The sequence below is a fragment of the Streptomyces sp. 11-1-2 genome, assembly GCF_003595545.1.
Taxonomy (GTDB): Bacteria; Actinomycetota; Actinomycetes; order Streptomycetales; family Streptomycetaceae; genus Streptomyces; species Streptomyces hygroscopicus_B.
This window is the reverse complement of sequence record NZ_CP022545.1, coordinates 8,355,728-8,371,883: the sequence shown is the minus strand read 5'-3', so window position 1 is coordinate 8,371,883 and position 16,156 is coordinate 8,355,728. Positions and strand designations below refer to the sequence as shown.

Below are 16,156 nucleotides of genomic sequence, written 5' to 3'. Positions count from 1 at the left end.
CCACGAGCGCCACCCGGAGCTCAGGCTCACGCCAGACCGGGTACGCCCGGCAGCCCAGCGGCGCGCAGCGCATGGGCGAGATCGTGGTGACTGCTGGAGGACACACCGGCGGCAGCATCGAGCAGCAGGGGCACCAGCGTGGCGGGGTCCTCTGCCGCCGCCCGCACCACCTCCTCCGGCGCACGGGCCCGCACCAGCGCCTCCAGCAGAAACACCGCCCTGTAAGGGGCGCCCGCCGCGAGGAGCGCCTGGGTGGTGTGGGCCACCTCGGGGACGGGGCGCGAAACGCTCTGCCGTAGCAGCCGCTCGCCGTCGGCCTCGCGGTCCGCCGCGACCAGCGCTTCGGCGGCTGCGGCGAGCCGTGCGGGCGGCAGACACGCCATCTCCCACAGCAGCGTGGACACATCGGCCCCGAGTCCGGCGCGCTCCAGCTCCTCCGCGAGGACGGGCAACCGTGGGGCGGGCCAGGCGGCGGCCTCGCACAGCACCACATGGGCCTCGCCGGATCGGCCTGCCGCCCGGAGTCGGCCGAGCCGTGCGACGGCCTCCTGAGCGGCACGTCGCGCGGCGGCGCGCTCCGCCGCCTCCCGGGCAAGCCGCCGCCCATCGTCCGCCGCCTTGTCCCGCCTACGGCGTTTGCCGCCGCCCTCGCCGTCGTACGCCCCGGCGAACCGAGCACCGCGCGGGGTCGCGGTGACTTCACTCCCGCTCTCCGCCGAGGGCGGGGCAGGCGAGGACGGCGGCGGGGCCGCCGTGCCCCCGCCTCCGGCCCCGGCAAACCGCGCCCCGCGAGGTCTCGGCGCCGTGCCCACCTCCTCGACCCCAGCGAACCGCGCCCCGCGCGGCCGAGGGGAGGCAGCGGCAGGCGCAGGCGGCATGGGCTCCCGGCCCACGGGCGGCTCGAAAGACGCGTCCGCGCCCGAACCCACACCAGACGCGGAGGTACCCGGTGCCATGGGCCCCGCCGTCGGGGCCAACGGCCGGGGCGCCAGGGCGGGTGCGGTCGGGATGGGGTCCGTCGGGGCCGTCGGCCAAGGCGCCGGGGCGGGCGCGGTCGGCGTGGGGCCCACCGGGGCCGTCGGCCAAGGCGCCGGGGCAGGCGCGGTGGGGTCCGTCGGCGGGGTCGGCGCGGCGGGGGGCACGGGCTCCGGGGCCGGTGGATGGGAGGGGCGGGACCCGAGGGCGGTGAGGCGGGCGTGGAGTTCTTCGGTGCGGGCCGTCGCACGACGCCAGTCGTCGTGGGCCCAGGCCAGCTCCGCGCCGAGGCGTTCGCGGTCGGCCGCGGCCTCGGCGGCGGACAACGCCGCCTGGAGGTCGCGTTCGCGACGGTCGGCGTTCCGCTGTTCGCGGAGCATGCCGTCCAGGCGGTCCCGGAGCGCCTCGCGGCTGCCGGGTCCGGCGTCGTGGGCCGCGACCGAGGCACGGTAGAGGGTCGCCGCGCGGGCCGCCGCCTCCTGGGCGGTCCCGACGCCGCGCTGGGTGGAGAGGTCCTGCAGCAGGGATTGGACGACGTCCCACGGCGGCACCTCAAGGCCGTCGAGACAGGCCCGCAGCCCCTCGGGGTCGCGCAGGGCGAAGACGCCGTACCAGCCCGTCCCCGCGTCCAGCCGCCTCGTCAGCGCCCGCAGACATCTCGCGAACTCCTCGGCCTCGGCCGGGAGTTGCCCGCTCGCCATGGCCTCCCCTCCCCCTCGGACGATGCACGGCCCAAGGCCACGCATTCGACACCCTGCGTGTTACGGAATCGGTTACGGCTGCGCTACGAGCGCTTTTCCTGCTCCGCACACGACAGGCAAACTTGCAAGTTTGTCTGTCGAACTCCTAGGCTGAGGGCATGGCCACGTCTGATCACCCGCCCACCGAGCCCGCCCTTCGGTCAGAGCTCGCCCACCAGCCAGAGAGCGAGCCCCGGTCAGAGACCGAGCCCCGGCCAGAGACCGGCCCGCAGGCCGAAGAGCGCATCGCCGTCGACCTCGCCGCGGTCGTCAGTCAGCTGATGCGCCGTATGCGGGCGGCCTCCTCGCAGGGGGCGCTCACCCCCTCCCAGCGCGCGGTGATCAGCCGGCTCTACACCGAGGGGCCGACCACCACCGCCGCGCTGGCCCGCGCCGAGCTGGTCCGGCCGCAGTCGATGCGCATGATCCTTGCCGCGCTGGAGGAGCAGACCCTGGTGGAGCGGGCCCCGCATCCCACCGACGGACGGCAGGTGGTCTTCTCGATCACCGAGCGGGGGCGGGGAGCGATCACCTCCGTACGGCAGGCCAAGCAGAGCTGGCTGCTCGACGCGATCGACACCCGTCTCGACGCCGATGAGCGCCGCACCCTCGCCGAGGCCACCGATCTCCTCAAGCGGCTGGTCCAGGAATGACCGGCACCGCGGGCAAGCCCGCCGTACCCCCGGCGACCGGGACGGGGGCCACGGGGGCCGCGAACCCGGTCCCGGGCAACCCCGCCGACGCCACCGACCCCTTCGGCCCCCGGCTGATGGCCCCGCTACTCATCGGCTCGGTCCTCAACCCCGTCAACTCCACGATGATCGCCACCGGACTGGTGGCCATCGGCCATGACTTCGGCGTCGGCGCCGCCCGGACCGCCTGGCTGGTCGCCTCCCTCTACCTCGCCAGCGCCGTGGCGCAGCCCGCGATGGGCCGGCTCGCCGATCTGTTCGGGCCGCGCCGGATCTTCCTCTGCGGGCTGCTCGTGGTGTGCGCCGCCGGGCTCGTGGGCGCGCTCGCGCCCGCGTTCGGCTGGCTGATCGCCTCGCGGGTGCTGCTCGGCATCGGTACATCCGCGGCGTACCCCGCGGCGATGGCGCTGCTGCGCGCCCAGTCCGTCGCCACCGGACGCGAGACACCGCGCCCCGTGCTCGGCCGGCTCTCGCTCGCCGCGCTCGGCAGCGCGGCGGTCGGGCCGGTGCTGGGCGGGGTGCTCACCGCGACGGCCGGGTGGCGGGCGATCTTCGCGGTCAATGTGCCGCTGGCCCTCATCGGCATCGCCCTCGCGCTGCTCTGGCTCCCCAGGACCCGTATGGCGGGCGCGGACGGCGAGGACGCCGGGGCGCGGACGGCGGGCGCGGCCTTCGATCCGCTGGGGATCGCGCTGTTCACCGGCACCCTCACCACCCTCATGATCTTCCTGATGGACCTGGGGCGGCCCAACTGGGCACTGCTGCCCGTCGTCCTGGTCCTCGCGGCGGCCCTCACCTGGTGGCAGTTGCGCCGCCCCCGCCCCTTCATCGATCTGCGGATGATCGGCCGCAACCGCTCCCTCGCCCTCACCTACCTCCGCCACGGCACGGCGTACCTGGTCATCTACATGGTCATGTACGGATACGCGCAGTGGCTGGAGGAGGGGCACGGCTACTCCGCCTCCCGGGCCGGACTGATCATGCTGCCCATGTCGGGCGCGGCCGCCGTGTGCTCACTGCTCGGGGCCCGTACGAAGGGCATCTACGCACCGCTCGTCCTCGCGGCCGTCCTGCTCGCCGCGGGGAGCGGGGTGCTGCTGCTCGCCGACGAGTCCACCCCGCTTCTCGCGCTGCTGCTGGCCGCGGTCCTCTTCGGGCTGCCTCAGGGGCTGTCCTCGACCGGCAACCAGGCCGCCGTCTACACCCAGGCCCCGCGCGAGAGCGTCGGCGCGGCGGCCGGGCTGCAGCGCACCTCGCAGTACCTCGCCGCGATCACCGCCGCCGGGCTGATCGGGCTCTTCTACGGACAGCGGGCGACCGCCGCCGGGCTGCACGGCATCGCCATGGTGGCGGGTGCGCTCAGCCTCGCGGTGCTGCTGCTGACCGCCACCGACCGGGCCCTGCGCACCCGCGCCCGTACCCGCACCTGACCACCACCCCCTTCCCTCATACGCCCACAGACCCACAGACCCACAGACCCACCCCCGGAGGCACCATGCCCGCCACCACGCTCGACCCGAACACCGCCCTGGTCCTCGTCGACCTCCAGAAGGGCATCACCGGACTCCCCACCGTCCATCCCACCGCCGAGGTCATCGAGCGCGGCGCCCGGCTGGCCGCCGCGTTCCGCAAGCGCGGACTGCCGGTCGTCCTCGTCCGGGTCGTGGCCGGGGCGCCGGGCCGCACCGAGGCGCAGGGGGGCGGCGGAGGCGGGCAGTTCCCGGCCGACTTCGCCGACCTCGTGCCGGAACTCGGCCACGAGGACGGCGACGTCGTGGTCACCAAGCACACCTGGGGCGCCTTCCACGGCACCGACCTCGACCTCCAGCTCCGCCGCCGCGGGGTGACCCAGGTGGTGCTCGGCGGCGTCGCCACCAGCATCGGCGTGGAGTCCACGGCCCGTGGCGCGTACGCGCACGGGTACCACGTGACTCTGGCGACCGACGCCATGACCGACATGGACGCCGAGGCGCACCGCAACAGCGTCGAGAAGATCTTCCCCCGGCTCGGGGAGACCGACTCCACCGACGCGATCATCGGCCTGCTGGGCTGAGAAGCCGCGGAGCTTGGGTCGGCGGGCTCCTGGATCGCACCAGAGCCCGCCGACCCGCCGCGTCAGATCAGCGCTTCGGGCTGACCACCATCGCCGAACCGCCGCCCCGCCGTTCCGTCTCGGCCGCCGCCAGCCACCGTCCGCCGGACAGCCGCTGCACACCGGTCGCCGCCCCGATCTCGGGGTTCTGCTTGAAGGAGTGGCCGAGCGCCTCCAGCTTGGCGCGCTCCGGGCCGTTCCACAGCCCCGGTTCCAGCTCCGTCTGGGCCGCGTTGCGCTGGCTGGCGCGCGGTGCGGCGATCGCGTCCACCAGCGGCATGCCCCGGTCGAGATGGTTCAGCAGGGTCTGCAGCACGGTGGTGATGATGGTCGCCCCGCCCGGGGAGCCCAGCGCCAGCACCGGCTTGTGGCCGTCCAGCACGATCGTCGGCGACATGGACGAGCGCGGCCGCTTCCCCGGGCCCGGCAGGTTCGGGTCGTGGACGGCGGGGTCGGCGGGCGCGAAGGAGAAGTCGGTCAGCTCGTTGTTGAGCAGGAAGCCACGGCCGGGGACGGTGATCCCGCTGCCGCCGGTCTGCTCGATGGTGAGGGTGTAGGCCACGACATTGCCCCACTTGTCGGCGACCGTGAGATGCGTGGTGTTCTCGCCCTCGTACGTGGTCGGGGCGGCGTGGCCGCGGGTGTCGCAGGAGCCGGGCGCGGACGGGCTGTTCGGGTCGCCGGGCGGTACGGGGCTCTTGAGCACCGCGTCGTCCTTGATCAGGCAGGCCCGGGAGTCGGCGAACCGCTGCGAGGTGAGCCCCTTGGTGGGGACGTCCTCGGCGGCGGGGTCGCCGACCCAGCGGCCCCGGTCGGCGAAGGCGATCCGGCTGGCCTCGATATAGCGGTGCAGATACTCGAGGTCGCTGAGCTTGGAGAGGTCGGTCTTCTCCAGGATGTTGAGCGCCTCGGCGACGCTGGTCCCGCCGGAGGACGAGGGCGCCATGCCGTACACGTCCAGACCGCGGTAGGCGGTCCGGGTCGGGGCCTGCCGCTTCGTTCCGTAGGCCCGCAGGTCCTCGGCCGTCAGATCGCCCGCGCGCACGACGCGCTGCGCCTTGGGGTCGACGGGCGGCTTGCGCACGGTGTCGACGATGTCGCGGCCCAGCTCGCCCTTGTAGACGGCGCCGACGCCCTTCTTGGCCAGCAGCGCGTACGTACGGGCGAGGTCGGGGTTGCGGAAGGTCGAGCCAACCGCCGGGAGCTCGCCGCCGGGCAGGAAGAGCTTGGCGGTGGCCGGGAAGTCCTTGAAGCGGGCCTGGTTGTCGGCGGTCTGCTGCCGGAAGGTGCTGTCGACGGTGAACCCGTCGCGGGCCAGCCGCTCGGCCGGCCTGAGCACCTGCCCCAGCAAGCGGGTGCCCCAGTCCTTCAGGGCGTCGTTCCAGGTGGCGGGGGTGCCGGGGGTGCCGACGCTCAGCCCGCTGGTGACGGCGTCGGCGAACGGCAGCGGTTTGCCGTCCTTGCCGAGGAAGAGCTTCTGGTCCGCGCTGCGGGGCGCGGTCTCGCGGCCGTCGAGCGTGGAGACCTTGTGCCGCTTGGCGTTGTAGTAGACGAAGTAACCACCGCCGCCGACACCCGCCGAGTACGGCTCGGTGACCCCGAGCGCGGCGGCGGTCGCGACCGCCGCGTCCACCGCGTTGCCCCCGTGCCGCAGCACGTCGATCCCGGCCGCCGAGGCGTCGGCGTCCACGCTGGAGACCGCGCCGCCGTAGCCGACGGCCACGGGCGTCTTGGCGGGAGCGGGCTTCGCGGTGTCGTCCTGCTCCTGCCCGGCGGCACCGGCCGGGACGACGCCCAGCACCGCGACCATTCCGGCCGCGGCCGCCAGCGCGGGCAGTCGGCGCCGGACGGCCGCCGCGGCGGAGGCGCGAGTGGTGGACGTGGTTGACGATGCGGCTGGTCGTGCGGCGTGCCCCATCCGTGACCTCCAAGCGAAACGACAGGGAGCGGAGCCTACCCGCGAGCCTCATGCCCACGACAGGGGTAGTGGATCGCCGATCCGTCCCGCCATTCGTACATGTGTCCGTTCCCGCCTTCGTTCACCCGTACGCTCGAACGCGTACCCGATCGGCCGCTACGATGCGCGGCCATGACAGACACCCTGCAGGACCTGATCGCCTCCGCGGCGGCCCTGATCGTGGGCCTGGCTGCCGGCTGGGCCGTGCACTCGGCGTTCGGGCGCCGCAAGCGCGCCCGCGAGCAGCGCTTCTTCGGTCTGCCGGACGGTTCGGAGTGCGTGCTGGTCACCCACCGGGACAGCACCTCGGCCCACTGGAGCATCCCCCGCCATGACGCGCTCGCACTGCTCGGTCTCGCGTCGATCGTGGAGAACTGCGGGGCGCATACCGAGGTCGCCCCGCATGACACGGGGCTGCAGGGCTTCGGCGCGCGCACCGAGTTCTGCGTCGGCGATCCGACCGCGCACCGCAGGCTCGCCGCCCATATGACCAATCTACTGCCGGGCGTCACCGTGCACCCGGGGGACGACTCCGGCACGGACCGGGGGATGTTCACCATCGCCGGTACGCACTACCGCCCGGAGCCGGGCACGGTCGAGTATGTGCTGCTGGCCCGGCTGACGGCGGGCGACGACAGCCGGCCGGTCTTCCTGGCGGCAGGCCAGCGTCCGGTCACCCATCGCGCCGCCGTCCGCCATCTCGTCCGCAACCGCGCCCGGCTGGCCCGGAAGTACGGCGCGCAGGGCTCCTTCTGCCTGCTGCTGAAGGTGGTCAACTCCCAGGCGTACGGCCCGGATCTGGTGGAGCTGGTCGCGGATGTGACCAAAGCGGCGACCGCTCCGGCGGGCCCCCGCGCCGCCGCGAAGGCGGCCGCGAAGGACGACTGAGCCCAGCCAAGGACGGCTGAGCCCAGCCAAGGGCGACTGGGTCGGCCAAGGACGACCGGCTCAGCCGCGGACCCGGCCGAACAGGCGCGCCCCGCCCATCAGACACAGCGCCGCCAGGGCCAGGGTGACGGCCGCCCCGACGGCGACCGTGGTGTTGGCGTAGTGCCCCAGGAACACCTGGCGCACCGCGTCGACCGTATAGCGGAACGGCACGGCGCGCGAGACGCCGTCCAGCCAGCCGGGGGCCAGGGCCATCGGCAGCATCAGGCCGGAGAGCAGCATCAGCGGCATGGCCGCCGTGTTGGCGATGGCGGCGAACTCCGGGGACGTACGGACGTTCATGGCCAGCCCGTAGGAGAGCGCGGACAGCGCCGCCGCGAGCACGGCCACGAACAGCAGGCCGATCAGCACACCGGGGAGCGGGGCACGCAGCCCGAAGGCCAGACCGAGCAGCACCAGCAGTACCGACTGGGCCACGAGCTGGACGACATCGCGCAGGGTGCGGCCGAGCAGCAGCGCGAGCGGGCTGACCGGGGTGACCCGCATCCGGTCCAGAACGCCGAGGTTGCGGTCCATCAGCAGTCCGAGTCCGACGTACGACCCGCCGAGCAGGGCGAGCTGGACGAGTACGCCGGGGACCAGCGTCTGCCAGGACGATCCGCTGACACCCATGTCGAGTCCGGTCAGCAGCGGGCCGAAGAGGGCGAGCAGGAGCAGCGGCTGCAGCATCCCGAAGAAGAGATTGGTCTTCGAGCGAAGCGTCGAGCCCAGACAGCGGCCGAAGACGATGCCGGTATGGGCGAGAAGAGTCATAAGGGGCCCTTGGGTGCGTCGGATGTCGTGGCCGGCACTACGGGGTGTCCGGCGGACCACGCGGCGGAGCCGCATGGCAGGGTCTTCGCCCCTGAACCCCGGGGCCTGGGGTCGGGGGCGGAGCCCCAGTTGTGGGAAGGGGCGGGGAGGGGAACAGCCCGCCGCAGGCGGCAGGACCCGCCGAACACCCCTCAGACGGCGAGGGGTTGCTCGGCCGTGGACCGGCCGGTGATGGCGAGGAAGGCGTCCTGGAGACTGGCGGCCGGATCGCCCGCATAGCGGCTCTTGAGCTCGGCGGAGGTGCCCTCGGCGACGACCCGCCCGGCGTCCAGGACCACGATCCGGTCGGCGAGCGCATCGGCCTCGTCCAGATAGTGGGTGGTGAGGAAGACCGTGGTGCCGTGCTCGGCGCGGACGCGCCGCACCAGGTCCCGCAGCTCGGCCCGGCTGCCGGGGTCGAGACCGGTGGTGGGCTCGTCGAGGAAGACCACCTCGGGCCGGTTGACCAGGCCCAGCGCGATCTCCACCCGGCGGCGCTGACCGCCGGACAGGGCGGCGGTCGGGCGGTCCATGAGCCCCGACAGGCCGAGCTCACCGGCGAGTTCATCGGCCCGCCCGGCCGCCGCGCCCCGGGACATCAGATGCAGTCGGCCCTGGGTGACCAGCTCCTCGCGTACGGAACACGCGGGGTCCAGGCCGCCCGACTGGGCCACATAGCCGATCCGCCGCCGCACGCCCGCCGGATCGCGAAGCAGATCGCGCCCGGCGATCTCGGCCTCGCCTCCGCTGGGCGGCAGCAGGGTGGTGAGCATGCGCAGAGTCGTGGTCTTACCGGCTCCGTTGGGGCCCAGGAAGCCGAGGATCTCGCCGCGGCCGACGGTCAGATCGATGCCGCGGACGGCGTGCACGGGGCCGCTGCCCAGCGAGAAGGTCCGGGTGAGGCCGCGGACGCGGATGACGGATGAGGACATGCCCACGATCAGAGCACAACACGCCCCAAACTTGCAATCGACTTAAAGATGAGAAGCGAATGCAAGTTTGCAACGGGATACACTGACGGCCATGAGCGAAGGACTGCGGGAACGGCACAAGCGCCGTACGCGCCGACGGATCGCGGACGTGGCCACCGGCCTGTTCCTGGAGCGGGGCTTCGACCGGGTCACGGTCGCCGAGGTCGCCGCGGCCGCGGAGGTGTCCGTCAACACCGTCTACAACTACTTCCCGGCCAAGGAGGATCTGGTCCTGCCGCCCGACCAGGCGTCCCCGCGGCGGCTCGCCGACATCGTGCGCGAGCGCCCGCCCGGCCGGTCCGCCGCCCAGGCGGTGCTGGACCGGCTGCGCGAGGAGGTGGAGCGCCGCGATCGCTCACTGGGGCTGACCGAGGGCTTCGGCCCGTTCTTCGCGATGATGCGGGCCGCCCCCACGCTTGTCGCCCGGCTGGAGGAGCTCGGCCACCGGATGAACGACGAACTGGCCGCCGTGCTCGCCGAGGAGACCGGTACGGCGCCGGAGGATCCGCTGCCGCGCGTGGTGGCCGCCCAGATCAGCGGCTATCACTCACTCATCTTCGGCGAGATCGGCCGGCGCGTCACGGCGGGCGAGCGCCCCGACGCCATCGCCAAGGCCGTGACGGAACTCCTCGACGCCATCGAGGAGATGCTCGGCGCGCCGATGCTCGGCTACGCCGTACGGGAGGAGCGACCGTGTTCCGAGTGACCATCCGCGGGGCCTTCGAGGAGCTGGGCGAGGAGGATCGCGAGGCGCTGCGCACCGCGGTCGGCTCCTTCCAGGTGGGCTTCACCGAGGCGGGCACCTTCACCTGCGACCAGAGCCTTTCGGCGTTCACCTTCCGCTGCCAGGTTCCGGCGGAGGAGCCGGACGACGGCGAACCCGAGGCGACCGAACGGGCCATCGCGGCGCTGGCCGCGCACGGCTACCCCCATCGGATCCTGCGGGTCGGGGTGACGGACATGCGGGACATCAAGATCCGCCGCAAGGGCAAGCGGAGCTGAACTGCCGTAGGGCGAGCGGGACTCGGCACGGGGCGCGATCCAGCGGCAGGCGGGATTCCGTGCGGGACAAGGCGAGCGGGACTCGGCACGGGCGGCCTCAGCGCGGGACCAACTCGGCCTCAGGCGGCACTGAGCAGCGTACGGACGCGCTCGGGCGGGGCCGGACCCTCGCGGATCCGGCCCCCGGATAGCGCCCCGGGCCGGGCCGGCCCCGGCAGCCGACCACGGCCTCTATCGTTACCCAGGCGTAACTTACCGCGCTATTACCGCCGGTAAACCCCCGAGTTACCGTCAGGTCACCAGCACCGGTGCTCCCCTGCCCCCACGGCACCCCCACCAGGAGCCACAGTGACCCCTGCCCGCAAAGCCCTGCCCCCCACGATGGCCGCCGCCGTCTCGGTGACCGTCCTGGCCGGCGCGGCCTTCGGCCTCGCCCCCTCCGTCCAGGCCGCGGCACCGGCCCCGACCACCGCCACGACCGCCTCCGCCTCCGCCTCCTCGGGCGTCTCCATACGGTTCGTCGACATCCCCGGCGACGGCGGCGTGAAGCTGGCCGCCAACGTCGTGGCCCCCGCGGACGCCGACGCCTCCCGCCGTCTGCCCCTCGTCGTCCTGCCCACCAGTTGGTCCCTGCCCCAGGTCGAATATCTCGCCCAGGCCAAGAAGCTCGCCGAAGCCGGGTATGTGGTCCTCACTTACAACAGCCGCGGCTTCTGGCAGTCCGGCGGGAAGATCGAGACGGCCGGGCCGCCCGATATCGCCGACGCGTCCAAGGTCATCGACTGGGCGCTCGCCCACACTCCCGCCGACCCCGACCACATCGGCATGGCCGGGCTCTCCTACGGCGCCGGGATCAGCCTGCTCGCGGCCGGTGCCGACCCGCGGATCAAGGCCGTGGTGGCCATGAGCGGCTGGGCGGACCTGGTCGGCTCGATCTACAGCGGGCGCACCCAGCACGCCCAGGCCGCCGGGCTGCTCGCCGGGGCCGGGGAGCTGACCGGCCGGCCCAGCGATGAACTCCGGCAGATCCTCGACGACTTCTTCTCCTCCGACCTCGCCAAGGAACCGGAACTGATCGCCTGGGGCAAGAAGCGGTCCCCCGCCGCCCAGCTCGACCGGATCAACGCCAACGGCGCGGCCATCATGCTGGGCAACTCCTGGGGCGACTCGATCTTCCCGCCCAACAGCTACGCCGACTTCTTCGAGAAACTGGCCGGCCCCAAACGGCTGGAGCTGCGGCCCGGCGACCACGCCACCGCCGAGCTCACCGGGCTGCTCGGACTGCCCAACACCACCTGGAGCCACGCCCGGCAATGGCTCGACCGCTACCTCAAGGGCGAGCGCAACGGCATCGACACGCAAGCGCCGGTGCAGCTGATGTCCCGTACGGCGGGCGGCGACGACTACGAGGGCTACCCAAGCTGGTCGGCCGTCCCCTCCGGGCAGCGCCGCGTCCCGCTCGCCACCACCGAGAAGATCACCGCCAACCACGACTCCGGTGCCAACGCCGGAACGGTGCTGCTGAGCGGCGCCCTCGACCAGTTCCTGAAGGTCCCGCCGCTGGCCTCGATCCCGCTGCTGCCCCGGTCCCACGCGGCCGTCTGGCAGACCGGAGCCTCCGCGCGCGAGCAGCGCGTCCGCGGCACCGTGAAGCTCCACACCACCGTGACCAGCGACCGCTCGGACGGTACGGCGGTCGCGTATCTCTACGACGTGGGCCCGCTGGGCGCCGGCAGGCTCATCACCAACGCCCCGGTCACCTTCCACGACCGCACCCCGGGCACGCCGTTCGGAGTGGACCTGGAGCTGTTCTCCACGGCGTACGACGTCCCGGCGGGCCACCGGCTGGCGCTGGTCGTCGACACCGTCGATCCGCTCTACATCGAGCACAACCCCGACGGCGCCCATCTCACGTTCTCGTCCCCGGCCGCCGACCCGTCCTACCTCACGGTCCCGGTCCGCGATTGAGGCACCCTCCGGCCGCCCCGGCTCAGCCGCGGGTGTCCCCCGGCATCGGGGCGGCCGGTTCGGCGGCGGCGACCTCGACCTGGCGGGTCTTCACACTGCGCCGCTCCCGCTTGGCCACCCAGTTGGCGAACCACGACAGCAGCATGCACATCCCGATGTAGATGGGTGAGATCACCATGACCACCGGGATGAACGGCAGGTCGTAGTCGAGATTGGACGCGATCAGCTTTCCGGCGTGCAGAAACTCCTCATAGGTGATGAGGAAGCCGAGCGAGGTGTCCTTCAGGGCCACCACCAATTGGCTGATGATGGCCGGCAGCATCGCCCGCACCCCCTGCGGCACCAGCACGGACGTCATGACCTGGGTCTTCCGCAGCCCGAGCGAGTACGCCGCCTCGCGCTGGCCGCGGTCCACCGAGTTCACCCCGGCCCGGAACACCTCGGCCAGCACCGAGCCGTTGTACAGCGTCAGCCCGGTGACGAGGGCGGGCAGCGGCTGGACCTTCAGCGCCACGAAGACGAAGAAGATCATCACCAGAACGGGCATCGCCCGGAAGAACTCCACCAGCAGCGTGGCCACCCAGCGCACCGGGCGATGCTCGGAGAGCCGCCCGGCGGCGAGCACCCCGCCGAGGGCGAGCGAGAGGACCGCGGCCATGCCGAACGCCTTGAGGGTGCCCGCGAGCCCGTTCAACAGCAGTTCCTGGATGCCCTTGTACTCAAACGGCATCCACTTGCGGTAGGCGAACTGGCCGGTGTGGATGAGGAGATAGATGACCCAGCCGAGCAGGACCAGCAGCACGGCCGTCCCGGCCAGCGCGTAGATCCGGTGCCGGCGCCGGGTGTGGGGGCCGGGGACGTCGTAGAGGGCGGTGGTCGAGGGGGCGGTCATCGCTGCACTCCCCAGCGCCGCTCCAGCAGGGCGAAGATCGCGCTGATGGCGAGGGTGATGATCAGATACCCGACGGCGATCCAGACGAAGGACCAGATGATGCTGTACCCCCGCTCATTGAGGGGTTTATAGGTGCCGAGCAGTTCGGTGACGCTGAACGACCCGGCGATGGCGGAGTTCTTGGCAAGCGCGATCAGGGTCGACCCGATCGGCGGGATGACCGAGCGGAACGCCTGCGGCAGCACCACCGCGCTCAGCGTCTGGTCGAACGTCATGCCCAGGCTGCGGGCCGCCTCGCCCTGCCCCACCGGCACCGTGTTGATGCCCGCGCGGACCGCCTCACAGATGAACGCCGAGGTGTAGCAGCCGAGCGCCATCACCGCGAAGACCGTGAACGGCAGCACCAGCCCGAAGCGCGGCAGCCCCAGCATCACCGCGAAGAACAGCAGCGTCAGCGGGGTGTTGCGGAGCACCATCACCCAGGCGGTGCCGAAGGCGCGCAGCGAGGCGACCGGCGCCACCCGGAAGGCGGCCATCAGGATGCCGAGCGCGAGGGCGAGCAGCGAGGCGTAGACGGTCAGCTCCACGGTACCGAGGAAGCCCTTGCCGTAGAGCGAGAAGTTCTGGGTGAGCACGTCCATGGGAGGGCCTTCAGCCGGTGCGGTAGCGGTCGATGGGGGGCGGCTTGGGGGCGGGCACACCGGAGAGGCCGAGGGTCGCCTCGTACGCCTTCTTCCAGTCGCCGTTTCGCTCATGGACCTGGATCGCGTCGTCCAGCGCGAAGCGCAGCGCGTTGTCCCGCTTGGGCACGCCGATGCCGTACGGCTCCTTGGAGAAGGGCCGGCCCACCACCTTCAGCTCCTCGGGGGCCTTGGCCGCGTAGCCGAGCAGGATGGTGTTGTCGGTGGTCACCGCGTCCACCTGGAAGCTGAGCAGATTGTCCACGCACACCGAGTACGTGTCGTACGCGACCGCGTGGGCCTTGGGGTAGTCGGTCTGGATGCGCTGCAGCGGGGTCGAGCCGGCCACCGAGCAGACGGTTTTGCCCGCGAGGTCGGCGGGGCCGTGGATGTCGTTCTCGTCGGTGCGCACCAGCAGCGACTGACCGGCCATGAAGTACGGCCCGGCGAAGCCGACCAGCCGTTTGCGCAGCGGATTGATGGTGTAGGTGCCGACGTAGTAGTCGATCTGGCCGCTCTGGAGCGCGGTCTCGCGGTTGGCGGAGGCGATGGTCTGGAACCGGATGGTCTTCGGGGCGAAGCCGAGGGAGGCGGACATCATGCGGGCGATCTCGATGTCGAAACCCGAGTAGCGGCCGGTGGCCGGGTCCCGCTCGCCCAGATAGGGCTGGTCCTCCTTGACCCCGACGGTGAGATGGCCGCGCCGCTCGGCCCTGCGCCAGGTGGGCGAGGAGGGCAGCCGGAAGCCGGTCGCCACCTTGTAGGTGGGCAGCTTCTCGGCCCGGGGTCCCTTGGCGGGCGGACTGCCCTCCTTGCCGCAGCCGACCATGAGCAGCAGGGCCAGGGCCGTGGCGAGGGCGGCGGTCGCGCGGCACAGACGCCTCATGTCCGTCATCACCGGCTCAGTGCTTGAGGATCTTGGACAGGAAGTCCTTGGCCCGCTCGCTCTCCGGGGCCCTGAAGAACTCCTCCGGCGAACGGTCCTCGACGATCCGGCCGTCGGCCATGAAGACCACCCGGTTCGCGGCGGAGCGGGCGAAGCCCATCTCATGGGTGACGACGACCATCGTCATCCCTTCGTGGGCGAGCTGGCGCATCACCTCCAGCACCTCGTTGATCATCTCCGGGTCGAGGGCGGAGGTCGGCTCGTCGAAGAGCATCACCTGCGGATCCATCGCCAGTGCGCGGGCGATGGCCACCCGCTGCTGCTGACCGCCGGAGAGCTGGGCGGGGAACTTCCCGGCCTGGTCGGCGAGTCCCACCCGGTCCAGCAGGTCAAGGGCGCGCCGCTCGGCGTCCTGCTTCCCGCGGCGGCGGACCCTGGTCTGACCGAGCATCACATTGGCCACCACGGTCCGATGGGCGAAGAGGTTGAACGACTGGAAGACCATGCCGACCTCGGCCCGTAGCCGCGCCAGCTCCTTGCCCTCGTCGGGCAGCGGCCGGCCGTCGACGACGATGGAGCCGGACTGGACGGTCTCCAGCCGGTTGATGGTCCGGATCAGGGTGGACTTGCCGCCGCCGGAGGGGCCGATGATCACGACCACTTCGCCGCGCCCGACGGTGAGATCGATGTCCCGCAGAACGTGCAGCGCGCCGAAGTGCTTGTTGACGCCGTGCAGCTCGATCAACGGCTCACCGACGGCCATACCCGGCCCCACCCACCTTCCGCTGTGTCCCGATCAGCGCAAGCTACCCGGACAACTATGGAGCTTTGGGTACGGACACGCGTCGATGGGCGGATACCGCCCGACAGGGTTCACGGGGCCGCCGCCGGGGCTCCGCCCCGGACCCCGCTCCTCAAACGCCGGAGGGGCTGGATACCCCGCTACGCCTCGGCGACCTCGGCGTAGCGCTGGCACAGTTCGGGGGCGCCGTCGGCGGCCCACTGCTGACCGGCCTCCACGACGTCGACCTCCCGGCCCGAGGCCAGCATGACGACGGGCCGGCCGTTGGGCCACACCTGCCAGACGGCCCCGGGGACGGTGCGGACGATGACCGTGCCGAGGTAGAGACCGGCGTCGTTGCCGAGCCAGGGGAGCTCGTCCGGGTCGTCGCGCCAGCGCGGCGCCATCTGGTCCAGCGCCTCCAGGGAGGCTGTCGAGTCGTCAAGTCCGATGCCCGCGGCCGCGGCCCGCGCGCGCAGCAGCTCGCATTCGGAGAGCAGTTGGGCGACGCCCTGGGGGTCCTCCTCCTGGGCGCCCATCAGGGCCGTGCCCGAGGCGGGGCCGCGTCGCTTGCGCCAATTGCCCAAGAAGGAGATGTTCATACGACTCAGCGTGGCATCCGCGCCACCGGCGCACCACAGGGCGCGCGGTGTGAGCTGTGACCCGATGCTTGTTGGGCGGCGCGAAAGCGACACGGCGCGGCGCGGCGCGAGACGTGACCCGTTGCTTGTCTTGACGACACCCACCCGCCTTTCTACGTTCTTCCCGCGCCTGTCGAAT

The 16,156-nt window shown here is 72.3% G+C and carries 16 protein-coding genes; 7 read left to right on the top strand and 9 right to left on the bottom strand.

The window, feature by feature from the left end:
• Positions 1-26: 26 nt before the first annotated feature.
• Entirely contained in the window at positions 27-1,676 is a 1,650-nt protein-coding gene (locus CGL27_RS35975; RefSeq protein ID WP_119991920.1) for a hypothetical protein, read from the bottom strand.
• 158 nt (positions 1,677-1,834) lie between these two features.
• Between CGL27_RS35975 and CGL27_RS35970 the strand changes: the two genes are divergently transcribed.
• From CGL27_RS35970 to CGL27_RS35960, 3 genes are all read left to right on the top strand, one after another.
• Positions 1,835-2,368: a MarR family transcriptional regulator gene (locus tag CGL27_RS35970; RefSeq protein WP_205587803.1), complete on the top strand. Its 534-nt coding sequence runs from the start codon at positions 1,835-1,837 to the stop codon at positions 2,366-2,368.
• The gene (locus CGL27_RS35965; RefSeq protein WP_119991919.1) at positions 2,365-3,837 is read left to right on the top strand and encodes an MFS transporter; all 1,473 of its coding nucleotides are present in this window, start codon (positions 2,365-2,367) and stop codon (positions 3,835-3,837) included. The genes CGL27_RS35970 and CGL27_RS35965 overlap by 4 nt, the downstream gene beginning before the upstream one ends.
• 65 nt (positions 3,838-3,902) lie before the next feature.
• Positions 3,903-4,460, top strand: a complete 558-nt coding sequence (locus tag CGL27_RS35960) for an isochorismatase family protein (RefSeq protein WP_119991918.1) — start codon at positions 3,903-3,905, stop codon at positions 4,458-4,460.
• Between the two features lie 67 nt (positions 4,461-4,527).
• Here CGL27_RS35960 and ggt read toward each other — a convergent pair whose 3' ends face one another.
• Positions 4,528-6,309 carry a gamma-glutamyltransferase gene (ggt, locus tag CGL27_RS35955; RefSeq protein ID WP_119994719.1) on the bottom strand — a complete coding sequence of 594 codons (1,782 nt, stop codon included), beginning with the start codon at positions 6,307-6,309 and terminating at the stop codon, positions 4,528-4,530.
• Positions 6,310-6,588: 279 nt separating this feature from the next.
• On the opposite strand from ggt, the gene CGL27_RS35950 reads away from it, so the two are divergent.
• Complete coding sequence (locus tag CGL27_RS35950; protein ID WP_119991917.1) at positions 6,589-7,344, top strand: hypothetical protein; 756 nt, start codon at positions 6,589-6,591, stop codon at positions 7,342-7,344.
• Positions 7,345-7,404: 60 nt separating this feature from the next.
• On the opposite strand, the gene CGL27_RS35945 is transcribed toward CGL27_RS35950, so the two are convergent.
• Both CGL27_RS35945 and CGL27_RS35940 read right to left on the bottom strand, forming a co-directional pair.
• The gene (locus CGL27_RS35945; protein WP_119991916.1) at positions 7,405-8,157 is read right to left on the bottom strand and encodes an ABC transporter permease; all 753 of its coding nucleotides are present in this window, start codon (positions 8,155-8,157) and stop codon (positions 7,405-7,407) included.
• A 191-nt stretch (positions 8,158-8,348) separates the two neighbouring features.
• Positions 8,349-9,128: an ABC transporter ATP-binding protein gene (locus tag CGL27_RS35940; protein WP_119991915.1), complete on the bottom strand. Its 780-nt coding sequence runs from the start codon at positions 9,126-9,128 to the stop codon at positions 8,349-8,351.
• 91 nt (positions 9,129-9,219) lie between these two features.
• On the opposite strand from CGL27_RS35940, the gene CGL27_RS35935 reads away from it, so the two are divergent.
• The 3 genes from CGL27_RS35935 to CGL27_RS35925 all read left to right on the top strand — a co-directional run bounded on the left by CGL27_RS35935 (position 9,220) and on the right by CGL27_RS35925 (position 12,137).
• Entirely contained in the window at positions 9,220-9,873 is a 654-nt protein-coding gene (locus CGL27_RS35935) for a TetR family transcriptional regulator (protein WP_078640367.1), read from the top strand.
• Positions 9,861-10,169 (top strand): DUF6204 family protein, encoded by a 309-nt coding sequence (locus CGL27_RS35930; protein WP_119991914.1) that lies wholly within the window; start codon positions 9,861-9,863, stop codon positions 10,167-10,169. Before CGL27_RS35935 ends, CGL27_RS35930 begins: the two co-directional genes overlap by 13 nt.
• 381 nt (positions 10,170-10,550) lie before the next feature.
• Complete coding sequence (locus CGL27_RS35925; RefSeq protein ID WP_162953340.1) at positions 10,551-12,137, top strand: alpha/beta fold hydrolase; 1,587 nt, start codon at positions 10,551-10,553, stop codon at positions 12,135-12,137.
• A 22-nt stretch (positions 12,138-12,159) separates the two neighbouring features.
• Here CGL27_RS35925 and CGL27_RS35920 read toward each other — a convergent pair whose 3' ends face one another.
• The 5 genes from CGL27_RS35920 to CGL27_RS35900 all read right to left on the bottom strand — a co-directional run bounded on the left by CGL27_RS35920 (position 12,160) and on the right by CGL27_RS35900 (position 15,978).
• Positions 12,160-13,029, bottom strand: coding sequence for an amino acid ABC transporter permease (locus tag CGL27_RS35920; protein WP_078640369.1), 870 nt, complete (start codon positions 13,027-13,029; stop codon positions 12,160-12,162).
• Positions 13,026-13,670, bottom strand: a complete 645-nt coding sequence (locus CGL27_RS35915) for an amino acid ABC transporter permease (RefSeq protein ID WP_119991912.1) — start codon at positions 13,668-13,670, stop codon at positions 13,026-13,028. The genes CGL27_RS35920 and CGL27_RS35915 overlap by 4 nt, the downstream gene beginning before the upstream one ends.
• A gap of 10 nt (positions 13,671-13,680) precedes the next feature.
• Entirely contained in the window at positions 13,681-14,538 is an 858-nt protein-coding gene (locus tag CGL27_RS35910) for a glutamate ABC transporter substrate-binding protein (protein ID WP_240451037.1), read from the bottom strand.
• 73 nt (positions 14,539-14,611) lie between these two features.
• Complete coding sequence (locus CGL27_RS35905) at positions 14,612-15,358, bottom strand: amino acid ABC transporter ATP-binding protein (protein ID WP_119991911.1); 747 nt, start codon at positions 15,356-15,358, stop codon at positions 14,612-14,614.
• A gap of 179 nt (positions 15,359-15,537) precedes the next feature.
• Entirely contained in the window at positions 15,538-15,978 is a 441-nt protein-coding gene (locus CGL27_RS35900) for a DUF6278 family protein (RefSeq protein ID WP_119991910.1), read from the bottom strand.
• Between the last annotated feature and the right edge of the window lie 178 nt (positions 15,979-16,156).

Bases quoted from the DNA above. Each gene is read 5' to 3' on its own strand.
- CGL27_RS35975 (WP_119991920.1), bottom strand. From the start codon at position 1,676: ATGGCGAGCGGGCAACTCCCGGCCGAGGCCGAGGAGTTCGCGAGATGT.
- CGL27_RS35970 (WP_205587803.1), top strand. From the start codon at position 1,835: ATGGCCACGTCTGATCACCCGCCCACCGAGCCCGCCCTTCGGTCAGAG.
- CGL27_RS35965 (WP_119991919.1), top strand. From the start codon at position 2,365: ATGACCGGCACCGCGGGCAAGCCCGCCGTACCCCCGGCGACCGGGACG.
- CGL27_RS35960 (WP_119991918.1), top strand. From the start codon at position 3,903: ATGCCCGCCACCACGCTCGACCCGAACACCGCCCTGGTCCTCGTCGAC.
- ggt (WP_119994719.1), bottom strand. From the start codon at position 6,309: ATGGTCGCGGTGCTGGGCGTCGTCCCGGCCGGTGCCGCCGGGCAGGAG.
- CGL27_RS35950 (WP_119991917.1), top strand. From the start codon at position 6,589: ATGACAGACACCCTGCAGGACCTGATCGCCTCCGCGGCGGCCCTGATC.
- CGL27_RS35945 (WP_119991916.1), bottom strand. From the start codon at position 8,157: ATGACTCTTCTCGCCCATACCGGCATCGTCTTCGGCCGCTGTCTGGGC.
- CGL27_RS35940 (WP_119991915.1), bottom strand. From the start codon at position 9,128: ATGTCCTCATCCGTCATCCGCGTCCGCGGCCTCACCCGGACCTTCTCG.
- CGL27_RS35935 (WP_078640367.1), top strand. From the start codon at position 9,220: ATGAGCGAAGGACTGCGGGAACGGCACAAGCGCCGTACGCGCCGACGG.
- CGL27_RS35925 (WP_162953340.1), top strand. From the start codon at position 10,551: ATGGCCGCCGCCGTCTCGGTGACCGTCCTGGCCGGCGCGGCCTTCGGC.
- CGL27_RS35920 (WP_078640369.1), bottom strand. From the start codon at position 13,029: ATGACCGCCCCCTCGACCACCGCCCTCTACGACGTCCCCGGCCCCCAC.
- CGL27_RS35915 (WP_119991912.1), bottom strand. From the start codon at position 13,670: ATGGACGTGCTCACCCAGAACTTCTCGCTCTACGGCAAGGGCTTCCTC.
- CGL27_RS35910 (WP_240451037.1), bottom strand. From the start codon at position 14,538: ATGGTCGGCTGCGGCAAGGAGGGCAGTCCGCCCGCCAAGGGACCCCGG.
- CGL27_RS35905 (WP_119991911.1), bottom strand. From the start codon at position 15,358: ATGGCCGTCGGTGAGCCGTTGATCGAGCTGCACGGCGTCAACAAGCAC.
- CGL27_RS35900 (WP_119991910.1), bottom strand. From the start codon at position 15,978: ATGAACATCTCCTTCTTGGGCAATTGGCGCAAGCGACGCGGCCCCGCC.